The 15,865-nt window shown below is 63.0% G+C and carries 16 protein-coding genes; 4 read left to right on the top strand and 12 right to left on the bottom strand.

Annotation, left to right across the window (positions count from 1 at the left end):
* Positions 1-32: 32 nt before the first annotated feature.
* The 4 genes from ACEVBK_RS00550 to ACEVBK_RS00535 form a co-directional block, all read right to left on the bottom strand.
* Entirely contained in the window at positions 33-452 is a 420-nt protein-coding gene (locus ACEVBK_RS00550; RefSeq protein ID WP_375056701.1) for a VOC family protein, read from the bottom strand.
* Positions 453-458: 6 nt separating this feature from the next.
* Positions 459-1,061, bottom strand: coding sequence for a DUF1294 domain-containing protein (locus ACEVBK_RS00545; protein WP_375056700.1), 603 nt, complete (start codon positions 1,059-1,061; stop codon positions 459-461).
* A gap of 91 nt (positions 1,062-1,152) precedes the next feature.
* Entirely contained in the window at positions 1,153-1,701 is a 549-nt protein-coding gene (locus tag ACEVBK_RS00540; protein WP_375056699.1) for a DUF1415 domain-containing protein, read from the bottom strand.
* A 154-nt stretch (positions 1,702-1,855) separates the two neighbouring features.
* On the bottom strand, positions 1,856-2,752 hold the full coding sequence (locus ACEVBK_RS00535) for a LysR family transcriptional regulator (protein ID WP_375056698.1): 897 nt from the start codon (positions 2,750-2,752) through the stop codon (positions 1,856-1,858).
* A 175-nt stretch (positions 2,753-2,927) separates the two neighbouring features.
* Between ACEVBK_RS00535 and ACEVBK_RS00530 the strand changes: the two genes are divergently transcribed.
* From ACEVBK_RS00530 to ACEVBK_RS00520, 3 genes are all read left to right on the top strand, one after another.
* Positions 2,928-3,305 (top strand): DUF2946 family protein, encoded by a 378-nt coding sequence (locus ACEVBK_RS00530; protein WP_375056697.1) that lies wholly within the window; start codon positions 2,928-2,930, stop codon positions 3,303-3,305.
* 131 nt (positions 3,306-3,436) lie between these two features.
* A complete protein-coding gene (locus tag ACEVBK_RS00525) occupies positions 3,437-4,813 on the top strand; it encodes a PepSY-associated TM helix domain-containing protein (protein ID WP_375056696.1) in 1,377 nt (458 codons plus the stop codon).
* A gap of 162 nt (positions 4,814-4,975) precedes the next feature.
* On the top strand, positions 4,976-5,608 hold the full coding sequence (locus ACEVBK_RS00520) for an NAD(P)-dependent oxidoreductase (RefSeq protein ID WP_375056695.1): 633 nt from the start codon (positions 4,976-4,978) through the stop codon (positions 5,606-5,608).
* Positions 5,609-5,723: 115 nt separating this feature from the next.
* Here ACEVBK_RS00520 and ACEVBK_RS00515 read toward each other — a convergent pair whose 3' ends face one another.
* Both ACEVBK_RS00515 and ftrA read right to left on the bottom strand, forming a co-directional pair.
* The gene (locus ACEVBK_RS00515) at positions 5,724-7,526 is read right to left on the bottom strand and encodes an ABCB family ABC transporter ATP-binding protein/permease (protein ID WP_375056694.1); all 1,803 of its coding nucleotides are present in this window, start codon (positions 7,524-7,526) and stop codon (positions 5,724-5,726) included.
* 77 nt (positions 7,527-7,603) lie between these two features.
* The gene (gene ftrA, locus ACEVBK_RS00510; RefSeq protein ID WP_375056693.1) at positions 7,604-8,581 is read right to left on the bottom strand and encodes a transcriptional regulator FtrA; all 978 of its coding nucleotides are present in this window, start codon (positions 8,579-8,581) and stop codon (positions 7,604-7,606) included.
* Positions 8,582-8,677: 96 nt separating this feature from the next.
* On the opposite strand from ftrA, the gene ACEVBK_RS00505 reads away from it, so the two are divergent.
* Entirely contained in the window at positions 8,678-9,106 is a 429-nt protein-coding gene (locus tag ACEVBK_RS00505; RefSeq protein ID WP_375056692.1) for a rhodanese-like domain-containing protein, read from the top strand.
* 138 nt (positions 9,107-9,244) lie between these two features.
* On the opposite strand, the gene aqpZ is transcribed toward ACEVBK_RS00505, so the two are convergent.
* From aqpZ to coxB, 6 genes are all read right to left on the bottom strand, one after another.
* Positions 9,245-9,982, bottom strand: coding sequence for an aquaporin Z (aqpZ, locus tag ACEVBK_RS00500; RefSeq protein WP_375058489.1), 738 nt, complete (start codon positions 9,980-9,982; stop codon positions 9,245-9,247).
* A gap of 579 nt (positions 9,983-10,561) precedes the next feature.
* Positions 10,562-11,254 (bottom strand): DUF2459 domain-containing protein, encoded by a 693-nt coding sequence (locus tag ACEVBK_RS00495; protein WP_375056691.1) that lies wholly within the window; start codon positions 11,252-11,254, stop codon positions 10,562-10,564.
* A gap of 117 nt (positions 11,255-11,371) precedes the next feature.
* Positions 11,372-12,199 (bottom strand): cytochrome c oxidase assembly protein, encoded by an 828-nt coding sequence (locus tag ACEVBK_RS00490; RefSeq protein ID WP_375058488.1) that lies wholly within the window; start codon positions 12,197-12,199, stop codon positions 11,372-11,374.
* The gene (locus ACEVBK_RS00485; protein WP_375056690.1) at positions 12,199-12,573 is read right to left on the bottom strand and encodes a hypothetical protein; all 375 of its coding nucleotides are present in this window, start codon (positions 12,571-12,573) and stop codon (positions 12,199-12,201) included. The genes ACEVBK_RS00490 and ACEVBK_RS00485 overlap by 1 nt, the downstream gene beginning before the upstream one ends.
* On the bottom strand, positions 12,573-15,128 hold the full coding sequence (gene ctaD / locus ACEVBK_RS00480; RefSeq protein WP_375056689.1) for a cytochrome c oxidase subunit I: 2,556 nt from the start codon (positions 15,126-15,128) through the stop codon (positions 12,573-12,575). The genes ACEVBK_RS00485 and ctaD overlap by 1 nt, the downstream gene beginning before the upstream one ends.
* Complete coding sequence (coxB, locus tag ACEVBK_RS00475) at positions 15,121-15,771, bottom strand: cytochrome c oxidase subunit II (protein WP_375058487.1); 651 nt, start codon at positions 15,769-15,771, stop codon at positions 15,121-15,123. Before coxB ends, ctaD begins: the two co-directional genes overlap by 8 nt.
* Between the last annotated feature and the right edge of the window lie 94 nt (positions 15,772-15,865).

Raw genomic sequence — 15,865 nt, 5'->3', positions numbered from 1 at the left:
GCAAAACGGCACCCACAGGTGCCGTTTTTATTTCAGGCCTCTCGCGTATCCGGCGGACCCACCCACATCAAGGGGTTGTACGCCACTTCCCACAAATAGCCGTCCGGATCGGCGAAATAACCGGAATAACCGCCCCAGAACACCGCCTGCCCGGGTTTGACCAGGGTGGCGCCGGCGGCCACCGCCTCCGCCAGCAGCGCATCCACCTCGGCCTGCGAGGCCAGGTTGTGGGCCAGGCTGAAACCGGCGAAACCCTTGCCTTCGGCGGACACACCCGCATCCTCGGCCAGGGCCTCGCGGCCGTACAACCCCAGCCAGCTGCCGTTCAGGTTGAAGAAGGCCACCGTGGGCGGCGATTCCAGCTGCGGCAGGCCAAGCGCCCGGTAAAAGGCCACGGCGCGGGCCAGGTCACGCACGCCCAGGGTAATCATGCTGATCCTTGGTTGCATCATTCCTCCTCAATAAAGTCCGGACAGGTGATCCAGCCAGCCCCATCCGGGGTCGAACAACAGCCATGCCAGCACGCCGACATTGGCGACCACCGACAACCAGAACACCAGTTGAAAGGAGGCTTTTCGCGACTTGTGCCTGAGCCTCCGTTGGGCCACCAGGGCACCGGGCCAGCCGCCCGCCAGCGCCAGCAGATGCAGGGTGCTTTCCCTGGTGCGCCACAGGTTCTGCCGAGCCGCCTGTTTGTCCAGCCCGTACATCCAGTAGGTGAACAGGCTCACGCCCAGATACAGCGCCACTACCCACCAGTCCAGCGCCCCCAACCAGGCCAGGGCCGCCAGCAGGGTGATGAAAAACAGGAGAAACAGCGGATAGAAGGGGCCCGCGGGCGCCGATTGCCCCTGCAACAACACCTGCTGAGCCTGCCGTCGCCCCCGCGCATCCCGGCCCAGTTCGTAACTGACCGCCTGCCGGTCGACGGGCCGGCACTTGCCCGCCACGAAGGCCTTGATATGCACGAACAGCGGCTCACCGCCGCCTTCGGGGGTGATAAAGCCAAAACCCTGTTCATGTTTCCACTGGGTGATGTGTCCCCGGTAACGCTTGCCCATCAAGGATATCCCGCGTGTAACCCATTGCCGCACCATGCTGGTCGGCTGACTGCCGCCAAGTCATAACCCCTCTCATCCCACACGAAAGAGGTTAAGGCTTAACGCATTGGGCCAACAACTGTACGAAAAATTCACTGCCCCGGCGGCGGGCAAACTCGATATTGCGCTCAGGGATGGACTCGGGCTGATCATACTGGTCCAGGGCCTGCTCCATGCTGGCTTCGCGAATAATGTGCAGGGTGGGATAGGGCGAACGGTTGGTGTAGTTGGCCGCATCATCCTGGGGTTCGCCTTCAAAGCAATAATCGGGATGAAAACTGGCCAGTTGATAGCGCCCCTCGTAGCCCTGTTCGCACAGCAGGGCGTCCGCCAGGTCCACCAGATCCAGGTAGGGATAAAAACCCTCAAAACCCTGCGGAATAATCAACAGCGTGGTTTCCACCTCCGGCTGCTCGTCCAGCACATGGAATTCGGCCATCAGCGCCTCCAGCACCGCCGCCGGCTGCGGATCGTCAGTCATCACATAACGGATGCTGCCACGCTCAACTTCCTGGCGGGCAAAGGGGCAGAGGTTGTATTTCATGATCACCTGCCTGACCCAGTTTTCGGTATAGGCAATGGGTTGCTGCTGTTCTGTCATTGACACTCTCTCTTGCTCTGTTGATAAAAACCGGGCCCGCGCCACCATCATCAGCGACGCTGCAGGTACGCCTTGCCATCGATGAAGGAACCGGGCTCCCTGTGCGAGCGGTCGCTAGAGTATAGACAGCCCGGCCCGCCGGGGCCAAAGTCCCCTATTCCGACGACATCATGACCGGCTGTTGCCAGCGTTCGGCCACGAAGTCGATAAAGGTGCGCACCAGGGGTTGCTGGTAGCTGCGCGACAGATACACCGCCCACACCCAGGAAGACGGCGCCTGGTAGTCCGCCAGCAGCGGCACCAGTTCGCCGCGTTGCAGATAGGGGTTGGCCAGGTCGCAGGGCAGCAGGGCGATGCCCTGCCCCCGGGCGGCGGCCCTGGCCAGCACGCCCATGTCGTCGGCGCCGAAGTTGCCCCTTACCTCTACCACCAGCGGCGCGTCGCCGTGGTTGAAGCCCCAGCGGATGCCATCCAGGTGCACCAGGCAATTGTGCCCGGCCAGATCATGCGGGTGTTCGGGCCGTCCGGCCCGGGCCAGATAGCCGGGCGCGGCGCACAGGCAGGAGTCCACCCGCATCAGCCGGCGGGCGATCAGTTGGGGATCCGGCTGGCGGCTGAAACGCAGGGCCACGTCCACCCGCTCGTCCACCAGCCGGGCGTTGCGATCCGACAGCAACAGCTGGATCTGCACCCCGGGATGCAGCGCCAGAAAGTCCTCCACCAGTTCGTAGAGCTGATGCTGGCCCAGGCCGATAGGGCTGGCCACCCGGATGCTGCCGCCGAGCGCCTCGCCCCGGGGCCGGGTACGGTTTTCCAGCTCACCGACCTGGCTCAGCAGTTGCTCACACAGGGGCAGGGCCGCCAGCCCGGCCTCGGTCAGACTCACCCTACGGGTGGTGCGGTGCAGCAGCCGCGCCTGCAACCAGGCTTCTACCTCGGTGATATGGCGCGATACCCGCACCCGGGTCAGGCCCAGCCGCTCCGCCGCCTGGGTAAAGCTGCCGCTGCCGGCCACTTCCACGAAACTGCGCACCGCTTCCAACCGATCCATGACGCCCCTCGGTAATTGGATCTTTTTATGAAACAAAGTCTCTTATTAGCGTCATAACCTGCCGTTGTACAGCACTCATTGCCGGACAGCCCCGAAAACAGGCGCCTTCGGTTGCTATGGCGCAACGGCAAGGGGGTCTTTAGAATGGGCGCCTGCTACAGAGGAGAGCCCCGGATTGGACGCCGTCCGCCATCATCAGCCCGATCACCGCCAGCGCCTTGCCGCCTGGCTGGGCCTGCTGGCGACCCTGCTGCTCTACCTGGCGCCCCTGGCCTCTCAGGCCCTGGCCCGACACCACAGCCTCCACGCCGCCCACCAGGGGCACCACCCAGCCCCGGCCCAGCCAGCGGCGCCGCACCAAGGCGGCCACGCCCTGTCCCACGAGCTGTGCGGCTACTGTACCCTGCTCGGCCAGCTGTCCTGGCTGGGGCCGGCGCAGCGCGCCGCCGTGGCGGCCCCTCCCTCGGGGCGGGCACCGCCTTCGCTGGCGCTTGCGGCCATCTTCCCTGCTCTTCCCCACCCTGCCTTCCGTCCCCGGGCGCCGCCAGGCTGAACCGGTAAAGACCGCCATTGCCGGCCCCTGGGCCGGCCCGCTCACAACACCGGGAGCCGACCGCGCGGATGCGGCCCGGCTCGTTCTCGCGCGCGCCTCGGCCGAACGGTGGCCGCGCGCCAAAGGAAGACATGATGTCGACACCAACACCCAAAACGGCCAAAGGCGCCCTGTTCGCCTTCCTCACCCGCCTGCACTTCTATATAGGCTTGCTGGTGGGTCCCTTTATCCTGGTGGCTACCCTCACCGGCACCCTCTATGTGCTCAGCCCCCAACTGGAGGCCCGGCTTTACGCCGGGCAACTGACGACCGAAACGACAGGCACGCCCCACCCCCTGGCCGAGCAGATCACCGCCGCCCAGGCCGTTGTCGGTGACGAGGCCCGGCTGTTCGCCGTACGCCCCGCGCCGCATGCCGGGAATACCACTCGGGTGATGTTCAGCCAAGCGGGCCTTGGCGAGTCCGAAAGCCGGGCCCTGTTCGTGGATCCGATCAGCCTGGAGATCCGGGGCGATCTCACCGTATACGGCACCAGCGGTGTACTGCCCCTGCGCACCACCCTGGATTACCTGCACCGCAACCTGATGCTGGGGGACCTCGGCCGCAACTACAGCGAACTGGCGGCGTCCTGGCTGTGGTTGGCGGCCCTGAGCGGCCTGCTACTGTGGTGGCTGACCCCAAGCGGCAAGCCCGCCCGTACCGGCCGGCCACGCCTGCGCCGCTGGCATTCCCTGGCCGGACTCTGGCTGTGCCTGGGGCTGCTGTTCTTTTCCGCCACCGGCCTGACCTGGTCGAAATGGGCCGGGGATCGCATCGGCGAACTGCGCACCACCCTGGGCTGGGTGACCCCCTCGGTCAGCCTGCAGCTGGACGGCCAGGGCCCGGCCGTCGGCGAGCACGCCCATCACGGCCACGGCGAACACGGCCATCGGAATGAGCGGCCGCTGGCCGATCCCGCCCTGTTCGACACCGTCCTGGCGGTGGCCCGGGCCGGCGGTATCGATGCCCCGACCCTGGAGATCCGTCCCGCCAGGAGCATGGACAGCGCCTGGGTGGTACGGGAGCTGGACCGCGCCTGGCCCACCCAGGCCGATACCGTGGCGATAGATCCGCACCGCCGATGGGTGACCAGCCGCGCCGACTTCGCCGACTTTCCGCTGGTGGCCAAGCTGATCCGCTGGGGCATAGATGCCCATATGGGCATACTGTTCGGCCTCGCCAACCAGTTGCTGCTGGCCGCCTTCGGGCTGGCGCTGTCGTTCATGATAGTGCTGGGCTACCTGATGTGGTGGCGGCGGCGTCCGACACCCGGTAGCCTGCTGCCCCTGTTGCATGCCTGGCAACGGCTGGGTCCGGCCTCCCGCCTCGCCAGCCTGGTGCTGGCCGCCACCCTGGGCTGGTGCCTGCCGGTGCTGGGCGCCAGCCTGCTGCTGTTCCTGCTGGTCGACCTGCTGCGCTGGCGACGGGCCCGCCAGGCCGCGCCGCTCCGGGCCGGCGCGACCGACTGATCTCCCCTCCTTGTTTACGGCGTAGTCACGGCGGGCCCAGGCCCGCCGTTTTTTCGCCCCAATTGGTTCAAATAAAGAAATAATCTGCTTCAAAACAGACGATTTATCATCAAATATCGATTCAATACACTGTCACCGTCAACAACAAGAGGAGAGTTCGAGATGAAGATTGCAGTATTGGGCGCTACCGGCTGGATTGGCGGCACCGTGGCCGCGGAAGTACAACAACGGGGCCACGAGTTGGTCGCCCTGGTGCGCGATCCGGCCAGCTTCACCCTGAGTGCGGAAGCGCGCCGGGCCGACAGCCTGGATCCGACCTCGCTGGAACAGGCGCTGGACGGCGTGGAGCTGCTGATCGCCAGCATCGGCGGCCGCGCCAGCAGCCGACACGACATGGTGGCCGAGAGCGCCCGCATCCTGCTGACCGTGCTGCCCCGCACCGGAGTCAAACGCCTGCTGTGGGTGGGCGGTGCCGGCAGCCTGGAAGTGTCCCCGGGCGTCACCCTGCTGAGCCAGCCGGATTTTCCCGATGAATACCGGGACGAAGCCCTGGCCCAGGGCCAGGCGCTGGCGGTATTCCGCGACGCCGACACCCCGGTTGACTGGACCTTCGTCAGCCCCGCCGCCGAGATCTTCCCCGGCGAGCGCAGCGGCCACTACCGGCTGGGCGGCGACCAGTTGCTGACCGACGCCGAAGGCAACTCCCGCATCAGTGTGCAGGACTACGCCAAGGCGCTGGTGGACGAGGCGGAAGCCGGCCAATATCCCCGCCGGCGCATCGGTGTGGCCTACTAGGCCAGGTTACGCAGGCAAGCGGGCCCGCCTGCATCGCACGAATAAATTCGTGCCTACGATATTCTCGGCCACGACACCGCCCGGACATAGCCACGAATTAATTCGCGGAAACCGGCTAAGAGGCCAGCGCCTCCCGCTGCCGCTGTTGTTGCTGGAGCTGCCACATATGGGCGTAGCTGCCGCCCTGGGCCAGCAGCCCGGCGTGGGTGCCCTGCTCCATGATGCGGCCGTCCTGCATCACCAGGATATGGTCGGCGTCCACTATGGTGGACAGCCGGTGGGCGATAACCAGGCTGCTCTGGCCCCGGGACAGCTCGCGGATGGCCTGCAGAATGCTTTGCTCGGCGCGGCTGTCGAGCGATGAGGTGGCCTCGTCGAACACCAGTATCGGCGGACGCTTGAGGATGGTGCGAGCGATGGCCACCCGCTGCTTTTCGCCGCCGCTGAGCTTGAGCCCGCGCTCGCCCACCAGGGTGTTGGCCCCCTCCGGCAACTTGGCGATAAAGCCGTCCAGGTGTGCCAGGCGGATGGCCTCGTTGACTTCCTCCTCGCTGGCGTCGATGCGGCCGTAGCGAACGTTGTCGTAAATGGAGGCGTTAAACAGCACCGTGTCCTGGGGCACTATGCCGATGGCCCGGCGCAGCGAGGCCTGAGTGACGGTGCGGATGTCCTGGCCGTCGATCAGCACGGCGCCCTGGTCCACGTCGTAGAAGCGGAACAGCAGCTTGACCAGGGTAGATTTGCCCGAGCCGCTGGCCCCCACCACCGCCAGCTTCTGCCGGGGCCTGAGAGTAAAGCTGACCCCGTCCAGTATCTGTCGGTCCGCACCGTAGCCGAAGCTCACCCCGCGAAACTCGATCTCGCCCCGCGACACCACCAGCGTCGGTGCATCCGGCGCGTCCTTGATGCCGGGCTCCCGGCGCAGCAGCGCGAACATGCGCTCGATATTGGCCAGCGACCCCTTCATTTCCCGATAAACGAACCCCAGGAAGTTGAGCGGCATAAACAGCTGCATCATAAAGGCGTTGATCAGCACGAAGTCGCCCAGGGTCATGGTACCTTGCACCACATGGTGGCCGGCCAGCACCATCATGGCCGTCATCGCCAAGGCGATGATCAGCGCCTGCCCGCCGTTGAGGGCGAACAGGGTCAGCCGGTTCTTGCGCCGGGCCTCCTCCCACTCGGCCAGATCCCGGTCATAATGCTCGGCCTCGAAGCCCTCGTTGTTGAAATATTTCACCGTTTCGAAGTTGAGCAGGCTGTCCACCGCCCGGGAGTGGGTCTGGGAGTCCGCCTTGTTGGCGGCACGCACATAGCCGGTACGCCAGTCGGTGGCCAGCACCGACCAGCCCACGTACAGCACCACCGCCACCAGGGTGATGAGCGCAAACCAGGCCGAATAGTTGAGCAGCAACACCCCCACCACCAGGGCGATTTCCAGCAGGGTGGGCACGATATTGAACACCATGAAGCGCAGCAGAAAACCCACTCCGGTCACGCCCCGCTCTATGTCCCGCGACAGGCCGCCGGTGCTGCGGTTGAGGTGAAAGTCCAGCTCCAGCCGGTGCAGGTGGTTGAACACGCCGAGGCCGATGCGACGCATGGCCCGCTCGGTAACCCGGCCGAACAGGGCGTCGCGGATTTCGCCGAACAGCACGTTGGCGAGGCGCGCGGCGCCGTAGGCCAACAGCAACCCCAGCGGCAGCACCAGCACCGGGTTGGCGGCGGCGTCCATGGCGTCCACCGCGAATTTGAGCAGAAAGGGCAGGCCCACGCTGGCCAGCTTGGCCGCCACCAGGCAGCCCAGGGCCAGCCCGATACGGCCCTTATAGTCCAGCAGGTAGGGGAGCAGGGTGTTGAAGGTGCGGATATTGAACGGGGTGTCGTCCATATCCGGATGCCAGGAGCCGTGTCGCATGGGTCAACCTGTAAAGGCGGAAAGGAATGGGTTCATCATAGCCCCTGCCGCGCCCCGAGGATAACCGCAACCGCACGCTACTCCGCCGGCGGCGGCTCGCCCCGGCCGAATCGTTCCCGATAGGTCGAGGGCGGCAGGCCGACCCGGGCGCGAAAGGCCACCCGGAAAGTCTCCGCCGAACGGTAGCCGCACAGCTCGGCAATACGCTCGCTGCCGAGCCCGGTGCTTTCCAGCAGTTCCCGCGCCCGGGCCAGGCGCTCGTGCTGCAGCCAGGCCTTGGGGGCCATGCCCGTGGCTTCGGTAAAGCGACGCAGAAAGGTACGTTCGCTCATGGCCGCCCGTTCGGCCAACTGGCGCACCGCCAGCGGCTGCTCCAGCCGCTCCCGTGCCCACTGCATGACGCGCGACAGATCGTTGCGCGGAGTGCGGCTGACCGGGGTCGGAATAAACTGGGCCTGGCCGCCGGTGCGCTGGGGCGGTGTGACCAGCCGCCGGGCCACGGTGTTGGCCACTTGGGTGCCGAAATCCCGCGCCACCAGGTGCAGGCAGGCATCGATGCCCGCCGCGCTGCCGGCCGAGGTGATCACCTGGCCGGCATCCACGTAGAGCACGTCCGGATCCACCTCAATCAGCGGAAAACGCGCCGCCAGCTCCTGTGCGTAGCGCCAGTGGGTGGTGGCCCGCCGCCCGTCGAGCAGGCCGGCGGCGGCCGGCACGAACACCCCGGAGCAGATGGACAGAATGCGCGCGCCCCGCCCGTGGGCGAGCCGCAGCGCCTGCAACAGCTCGGTCGGAGGCGGTTCGCTCCAACCGCGCCAGCCCGGCACTATGATGGTGCGGGCCTCGGCCAGCCGTTCCAGGCCCGCCTCCGCCAGGATCCGGATGCCACCCATGGCCCGCAGCGGGCCCGGCTCGACCGCCACTATGCAGTGCTCATACCAGGGAAAACGGAACTCCGGGCGCGGCAGCCCGAAAATTTCGACGGCGATGCCGAACTCGAAGGTGCAGAGGCCGTCGTAGGCCAGAATGGCCACCAGGCCGGGGGCGGAATGCATTGGCGGAAAGTTACCGGTAGCTGTCTTGTTCGCCACTGTAGCACCCCGACCGCGCGGGTTACAGTGGCCCGGTATTCACCCCACAAGGAGCACATTATGCCAAGCCTGGTCAGTACCATTGTCGCCGCCCCCTCCGCCGAGGCCCTGCGCCACTTTAGCCAACGCCTGAGCTTCGAGACCGATTGTTCGGACGTGCACGCCAGCCAGCAGGCGGGCGAGGCCGACTTTATTCTGGTGGACGTGCGCGGCCCAGCCGCCTTCGCCCAGGGCCATGTGCCGGGCGCCGTTAACATTCCCCACCGGCAGTTGAACGCCGAGACCCTGGCGGCCTACCCCCGCAATAGCCTGTTCGTGGTGTATTGCGCCGGCCCCCACTGCAACGGCGCCAACCGGGCCGCCGTGCGGCTGGCGACCCTGGGCTACCCGGTGAAGGAGATGATCGGCGGCCTTATCGGCTGGCGGGACGAAGGCTTCGCCCTGGCCGAGCCCGGCCGGGGTGATCCCGTCCCAGGCTGCGCCTGCTGAGCATCGGTGTATGCCGTAACAACAGAGTGGGCCCTATCGGGCCCACTGCTACCTTATCGGCCGGCATCGTACCCGGCCATGCCGTAAGGATACGGCACTCCCGGGCTCGCCCGGCCGACACAGCCTCCGGTTGTCCGGTCAGGCCTGCTCCTGTTCTTGCTCTTGCTCTTGCTCTTGCTCTTGCTCTTGCTTCGCAGTATCGCCGATAAAGCGATAAACCAGCGCCCCAAGTACACCGCCGATAATCGGTGCCACCCAGAACAGCCAAAGCTGCATGGTTGCCCAGTCGCCGACAAATAAAGCAACGCCGGTGCTGCGTGCCGGGTTTACCGAGGTATTGGTCACCGGGATGCTGATAAGGTGGATCAGGGTAAGCGCCAGGCCGATGGCCAAAGGAGCAAACCCGGCGGGGGCCCGTTTGTCGGTTGCGCCCATGATGATGACAAGGAACATCATGGTCATGACGACTTCGGCAATAAAGGCCGCGGTCAGCGAATAGCCGCCGGGGGAATGTTCGCCGTAACCGTTGGAGGCAAAACCGGAGGACAACTCGAACCCCGCTTTCCCGCTGGCGATAAGATAAAGCACGCCACCCGCCGCAATACCACCCAGCACCTGAGAGATGATATAGGGCAGCAGCTCACTGCCGGGAAAACGCCCGCCGGCCCACAACCCAATGGATACGGCGGGATTGAGGTGGCAGCCCGAAATATGGCCAATCGCATAGGCCATCGTCAACACCGTAAGACCGAAAGCCAGCGACACCCCAAGCAGGCCGATCCCCAGCTCGGGAAAGGCGGCGGCCAAGACCGCGCTGCCACAACCGCCGAGAACCAACCAAAAGGTTCCGACAAATTCAGCACCGTACTGTTTTATTTTCATTGTTATTTCCTTTTTTAAGTAAGCAGCCACTCCGAAGGTGACCTTTTATTTATATCGAATGCCGATTTATTGTCGGCTAACGAAGCCGTGCTCAAGATGTAGTTAAATAACTGTTCCGAATGGTAGATCACTACCGACAGCGACAGGGTTTCGCTAAGCAGACCCTCCGCGCCAGGGATGGCGTGGCGGAGCCCCCAGGGATGGGTTCACGGCGTGTCTGCGTGCGGTGCCCGATCGATGTAGCACTATTATGATCAGTTATTTAAAACTTTATGATTAATACATAAGGAAACAGCAACCAATATCGGCCTTCCACCCCCTCATCGTTGGCAAAAAATAAAAGGTTAAGATATTTTATAGCTCAAATCAGAAGGATACGTTACTTACCTTACCACAAAGAAATCAGCCTCCTATCTCATCTTTTCCCGCTATTGATTTGGTTTACACCACAGCCTTCGATATTCATGTGAATGGTACACATATCGGAAAATGTTTGTGCCGGGAGTGATAGGCTGCTGACGTAACCGCCACCGACAGAAACCGAAGCGCGTGCCGGGAAGCTCGTTTATTCGGTCACCGGTTGTTGCCTTCAGATAAGGATAACTGTCGGGCCGGCACGGCGCAGCAAGGTTGCTCCGCGGCCGCCGCCTTCGCCTGGCGCATCAGGCCGCCGGCGGTGATGGCCAGGGCCGGACGCATGGGCACACCGGCGCCGGCCAGCCGCCCGGCCACCCAGGTGTTGCAGGTATGCAAGAGATGGTAGCGCTCGCCGGATTCGAAAAAGCCGCCGCTGCCGTAGAGCCCCCGCCCCGCATAGCGCGGACGGCCCTCGCTGTCGCGCCGGAAGGAGGCCGCCATCTCGTCCTGCAGCAAGCCAAGGCCAACCCGGGATACCCAGAGTTCGACCCGCTCCAGTTCGGGAAAATACCGTTCCACCGGCCCGGACAGGGGCACCAGGTGCACTGCGCTGGCCGTGGGCCAGAGCAGGGCCCGCGCCGCCAGGCCGGAGCCCGCCTCCTCGGTTTGGTAAAAGACCCGGTCGCCCCAGCCTACCTCGTAGAACAGCGCCCCGGGAAAATGGCCCTCCAGCCCCGGCAGCCGTCGCTCCAGCCCCGCCGCCGGCACCACCAGCCCGACGTGCAGGCCATGGTTGACCAGGTAAAGCGGCACCCCCTGCTCCGCAGACGCCGGCAAATGGCGCCATTCGCCGGCCGTGCCACAACCGGCGCAGAGCAGACTGAGCAGCAAGACAAGCCAGGGTGGCATACAAGGCTCCTCAAGATGGACCTGCCCTTGAGTATTGCAGATTTGGAAAGGAAAACGGGCCCCTAAGGGCCCGTTTGGAGCAACGATTAACCTTTGACTTAAATCGCTGTTTTTTTGTTATTGGTATTTACCTTGTTCGCCATTAGCTGCGATACCGTGTAACCAGCGATACCCCAACCAGGCAGCGGCCAGCAGATAAGGCAACCCTCCGGGCACCCACATCAGCAACCCGGCCAGTTGCTGATCGGCGAGTTGATGACCGGGGGAATACAATAAGGTGTCGGCGAAGGTCAGTACGGCCCCCAGAAAACCGGTGTGCATCAGGGTAAACAACAAGGCGAGCAGCGCCCAGCTGCGCGTACGCTCGGTGCAATGTAATACCGCCCACCACAACATGGCGGCCGTGAGCACAAAGCAGATATGCTCCGCCAAGTGCCACCAGGGATGCTCCAGTGCCAGCACGTAAAAGCGTGGGGTATGCCAGAACCAGACCACGACGGCATGCAGATAGGCTAGGCTAAGCGGATAGGCTGCCAGCTTGAGCAGCGGTGGCCAGGCAACACGGCCCCAGCGACCGGTAGCGGCGGCGAATTGCGGCAAGGGCAGGCTTAACGCCCACAATGGGGCAATCACGACCATAAACAACATATGCTGCGCCATATGCGCACTGGCGCTGGTTTCCGCCCAGTCATCCAACGGCCCGGCTACAGCAAACGCACACAGCAGACAACTACCATGAAACAGCAACGCACGCCATAACCGCGGCGGCCGTTTGCTACTGCCAACTACATACAACAACCAGAACAGCGCCAGCATCAGCGCCGCCAGCAGCGCGGCCCAGAAGGTAGCGCCGTCACTTTGCAACGGCTTATGCGCCTGCACCGGCAGGCTGATGCTTGCCAGCACCAGCAAGCATAGCCGCGGGTTTAACCACTGCCGCCGCATCAGCTGCACGGTGACAACACCAGCACCGGCAAGCCACCCGCCAGGGTGGCGACCGCGGCGATCAGATACAGCACAGTGCTGACATAGCCGACAAAGCGTTCCAAAGCGACGGCCGCTTCACTTGCCTGGCGCAGCGACGCACAGTAACGGCCACTGCGCCAGGCCAGAAACAACAACAGCGCAATCACCAGCAGAGTGAAAGCAAATAAGCCGCCGTTAAGCCAGGTATAGGGGCCCCGCCCGATCTCGGGGGGGGCCCGTTGGCAGGCCACCGACAGGCCGCCATACATGGCAATAAACCAGACACTCCAGATAATAAAACCAACCACAAGCTGAGCCGGATGGCCCGGCGCAAACCAGGCGGACTTGCTCATCACTGTGGCCCCCAACCGAGTGGCAACATAAAGAACAGCGCGACACTGATCCAGTACACCGCCAGGTAATAAAACCACAGCGGCTTGATCACCTGTGGCTCATAAGGCAAACCGGCACTGACATAGCCGCGCGCGACTCTGAGTGCCTGCAGTGCCGTTAACACTGTTGCCAGCCCGGCGTGGCCAAGCAGGTACAGCAAAATGACCATCAGCACCGCATCATGGGCGCTGCCGGTATAGTCCAGGGGCGCCATCATCAACAGCACCAGCAATATCAAACAATGCAGCAGCCCCAAACCGGTGCTCAACCACAGCCGGCGTTGCAGCTGCCGAGCGTCGCCCACTGCCAGGCGCTGGCACAAACGATGAAACAGCCATAAGGCGATACAGGCGGGCAACCCACACAGCAGCAACAGCCAAAGCGGCAAGGGCCCGTTGTCGGGCGCTGACCATTGCGGTGCGGCTGTCCATAAATAAAACCAACCGAACAGCAGCGACATATACAAAGCACCGTTGGCCAGTAAGGTGACGATCATGCCCCAGCGGCCGGGGCCATCGATGGTGCGCGACTCCAGCGGCAATTCATGCCCGGTGCCTTGCTGTAATGGAACCGAGGGCGGCAATGGATCCAATGGTTGCAACGGGGCAGCCGACGGATGGCCGCCACTCTCCCAGCTCCAGCGCAGCAACAAGGTGATAGTTAATACACAAGCCAGCAGCGCCAGTTCATACCAACGGCTAAGCAGGCTGATACACACCACCGCCAATGCCATGGCGCTGTAAAGTGGCCACCAGGAATTGCCGGGCAGATGTAAGATTTTTTCCCGCTGAGCACTGATGGCGGAGGTGCCATAGGTTTCACGCAGGCCACTGTTGGCCTCGGCCAGGCCCTCCTGCCCGGCGGCAATCCGCTCAGCCAGTTGCGGGTCTTCCCAAAGCGGGTGGCGGCTGCTAACGGTGGGCAAACTGGCAAAATTATACTGGGCCGGTGGCATATCCAGCGCCCACTCCAGGGTATCGGCCTGCCACGGATTGGCGCTGGCTCGGCGGCCAAACCAGAAATGCAGTAACAGGTCCAGCAGCACCAGTGCCACGCCAATGGCCATCACAAAGCCACCAATCGACGACAACAGGTTTAAGCCATCCCAGCCTAAACCGGCTTCATAGGTGTAAACCCGCCGCGGCATGCCCAGCAAGCCGGTCAGGTGCATCAATAAAAAAGTCAGGTTAAAACCGCCGAAGGTCAGCCAGAAACCCCAGCGGCCAATCACCTCCGAGGGCATCCGGCCAGAGGCTAAAGGCAACCAGTAATACAGCCCGGCGATCAGGGGGAAGAACATCCCCCCCACCAGCACATAATGCATATGGGCGACCACAAAGTGGGTGTCGTGCACCTGCCAGTTAAAGGGCACCAGTGCCAACATCACCCCGGTCAGGCCACCGCAGACAAAGATGACCAGAAAGCCACTGATCCACAGCATCGGCAGGCGGAACACCACCTTGCCGCGCCACAAGGTCGCCAGCCAGGCAAACACCTGAATGGCGGTGGGTATCGCCACCAGCATGCTGGCCACCGAAAAGAAAGCCTGTGCCAGTTGCGGTATGCCCACGGTAAACATATGGTGTACCCAGAGCCCGAAGCTGATAAAGCCGGTTAAAATAACCGCGACAACAACCCAGCGGTAACCGACAATAGGCCGGCCGCTAAACACCGGAATAAGGGTTGAGACAATACCGGCCGCGGGCAGGAAAATAATGTAAACCTCAGGGTGGCCAAACAACCAGAACAGATGCTGCCACAACAGCGGATCGCCGCCCGCCGCCACGGTGAAAAACGGCATGCCGGCAGCGCGTTCCAGCTCCAGCAGAATACTGGCCAGAATTAACGGCGGAAAGCCAAACACGATCATCAGTGCCATTACCAGAATGTACCAGCAGAACAGCGGCATCTTACTTAGCGTCATGCCTTTGGCGCGGCTGCATAGAATGGATACCGTCAGCTCGATGCCGGCAGCCATCGCCGAAACTTCAACAAAGGTGATGCCCAGCAACCAGAAATCGGAGCCCGGCCCGGGCGCAAACTCACTGCTGCTGAGCGGCGTGTACATAAACCAGCCGGAGTCTGGCGCTATACCCAGCAGCAGGCTGGACAGTATAATAATGCCGCCAAATAAGTAGCAGTAATAACCGAAAGCACTAATGCGAGGAAAAACTAAATCACGGGCGCCAATCATTTTAGGGATCAGATAAATCGCCAGCCCTTCCAGCACCGGAATGGCAAACAGAAACATCATCACGCTGCCGTGCATGGTAAAGAGCTGGCTGTAGGCCCCGGCACTGACAATATCCTGCTCCGGCAGTGCCAGCTGGGTGCGCAACAACATGGCCAGCACACCACCAATCAGGAAGAACACCATACCGGTGACCATAAAACGCAGGCCAATGGTGCCATGGTTTACCGCCGCCAAACTGCCCCGGCCCGGCAAGTTCGCCCACACTTTTGCCAGCTGGCCAGCCAGCGCAGGCGGCGATGAAGCTGGTTTGGCGTCACTCATCTTTGGTTGGCTCCCGTAACCTCTGCACCTTTAGCCAGACAGCAAAGTCCGGTTGTTCATGGGCCCTTACCGTAAATTGCATATGCGCATGGCCGAGGCCGCAATATTCAGCACAGTGGCCACGGTAAACACCCGCTGTCGAGGCTTCCAGCCGCAACACATTGGTGCGCCCGGGTAACATATCCAGCTTTACTCCCAGCCTTGGCACCCAAAACGAGTGGATCACATCGGCACTGGTTAAATGTAGATGCACCGGAGTATTTACCGGTATATGCAGCTCGTCGGTCAGTTGCAGGCCATGCTCAGGATAAGTGACCAGCCAATACCATTGATGGCCGGTAACCTGAATTCGCAGAGCATTTTCATCGGGTAGCGGCATCATCCGCTGCCCCACCGGCACGCCTGCAATCAGTAAGGCGGTAATACTGACTGCCGGTAACGCCAGCCCGCCCCAGATAATCCAGCCACTGGTTCGCGCTGGGGGATTATGCTCAGCCCGGCGCTTTATCGCATAATGCCACAGCACCACAACCGCCAGCAGGATCAGCGAGGCAAAGCCGAGCATACCCCACCATAATTGCGCCACCTCGGCCGCTGCCGGCCCCTGTGGGTCAAGGGTAGAAAACGGGCCACTGCAACCCATTTGGCTCAGTAGCAGGCCACAGGGCCAGATCACTGCTACACTCTGGCGGAATAATGGTGTTACGGCAGCCTTTAGCCGTGTTTGAGGTGTGATA

It is taken from the genome of Zobellella sp. DQSA1 (genome assembly GCF_041950555.1).
In the GTDB taxonomy this organism is placed as follows: domain Bacteria; phylum Pseudomonadota; class Gammaproteobacteria; order Enterobacterales; family Aeromonadaceae; genus Oceanimonas.
The sequence above is the reverse complement of the archived record's forward strand: the minus strand, read 5'-3'. Positions and strand labels throughout refer to the sequence as shown.

Excerpts from the sequence above, each read along its gene's own strand:
- ACEVBK_RS00535 (WP_375056698.1), bottom strand. The coding sequence starts at position 2,752 with ATGGATCGGTTGGAAGCGGTGCGCAGTTTCGTGGAAGTGGCCGGCAGC.
- ACEVBK_RS00525 (WP_375056696.1), top strand. The coding sequence starts at position 3,437 with ATGATGTCGACACCAACACCCAAAACGGCCAAAGGCGCCCTGTTCGCC.
- ACEVBK_RS00545 (WP_375056700.1), bottom strand. The coding sequence starts at position 1,061 with ATGGGCAAGCGTTACCGGGGACACATCACCCAGTGGAAACATGAACAG.
- ftrA (WP_375056693.1), bottom strand. The coding sequence starts at position 8,581 with ATGCATTCCGCCCCCGGCCTGGTGGCCATTCTGGCCTACGACGGCCTC.
- ACEVBK_RS00485 (WP_375056690.1), bottom strand. The coding sequence starts at position 12,573 with ATGAGCAAGTCCGCCTGGTTTGCGCCGGGCCATCCGGCTCAGCTTGTG.
- ACEVBK_RS00505 (WP_375056692.1), top strand. The coding sequence starts at position 8,678 with ATGCCAAGCCTGGTCAGTACCATTGTCGCCGCCCCCTCCGCCGAGGCC.
- ctaD (WP_375056689.1), bottom strand. The coding sequence starts at position 15,128 with ATGAGTGACGCCAAACCAGCTTCATCGCCGCCTGCGCTGGCTGGCCAG.
- ACEVBK_RS00495 (WP_375056691.1), bottom strand. The coding sequence starts at position 11,254 with ATGCCACCCTGGCTTGTCTTGCTGCTCAGTCTGCTCTGCGCCGGTTGT.
- coxB (WP_375058487.1), bottom strand. The coding sequence starts at position 15,771 with ATGGGTTGCAGTGGCCCGTTTTCTACCCTTGACCCACAGGGGCCGGCA.
- ACEVBK_RS00490 (WP_375058488.1), bottom strand. The coding sequence starts at position 12,199 with ATGCGGCGGCAGTGGTTAAACCCGCGGCTATGCTTGCTGGTGCTGGCA.
- ACEVBK_RS00520 (WP_375056695.1), top strand. The coding sequence starts at position 4,976 with ATGAAGATTGCAGTATTGGGCGCTACCGGCTGGATTGGCGGCACCGTG.
- ACEVBK_RS00515 (WP_375056694.1), bottom strand. The coding sequence starts at position 7,526 with ATGCGACACGGCTCCTGGCATCCGGATATGGACGACACCCCGTTCAAT.
- ACEVBK_RS00540 (WP_375056699.1), bottom strand. The coding sequence starts at position 1,701 with ATGACAGAACAGCAGCAACCCATTGCCTATACCGAAAACTGGGTCAGG.
- ACEVBK_RS00550 (WP_375056701.1), bottom strand. The coding sequence starts at position 452 with ATGATGCAACCAAGGATCAGCATGATTACCCTGGGCGTGCGTGACCTG.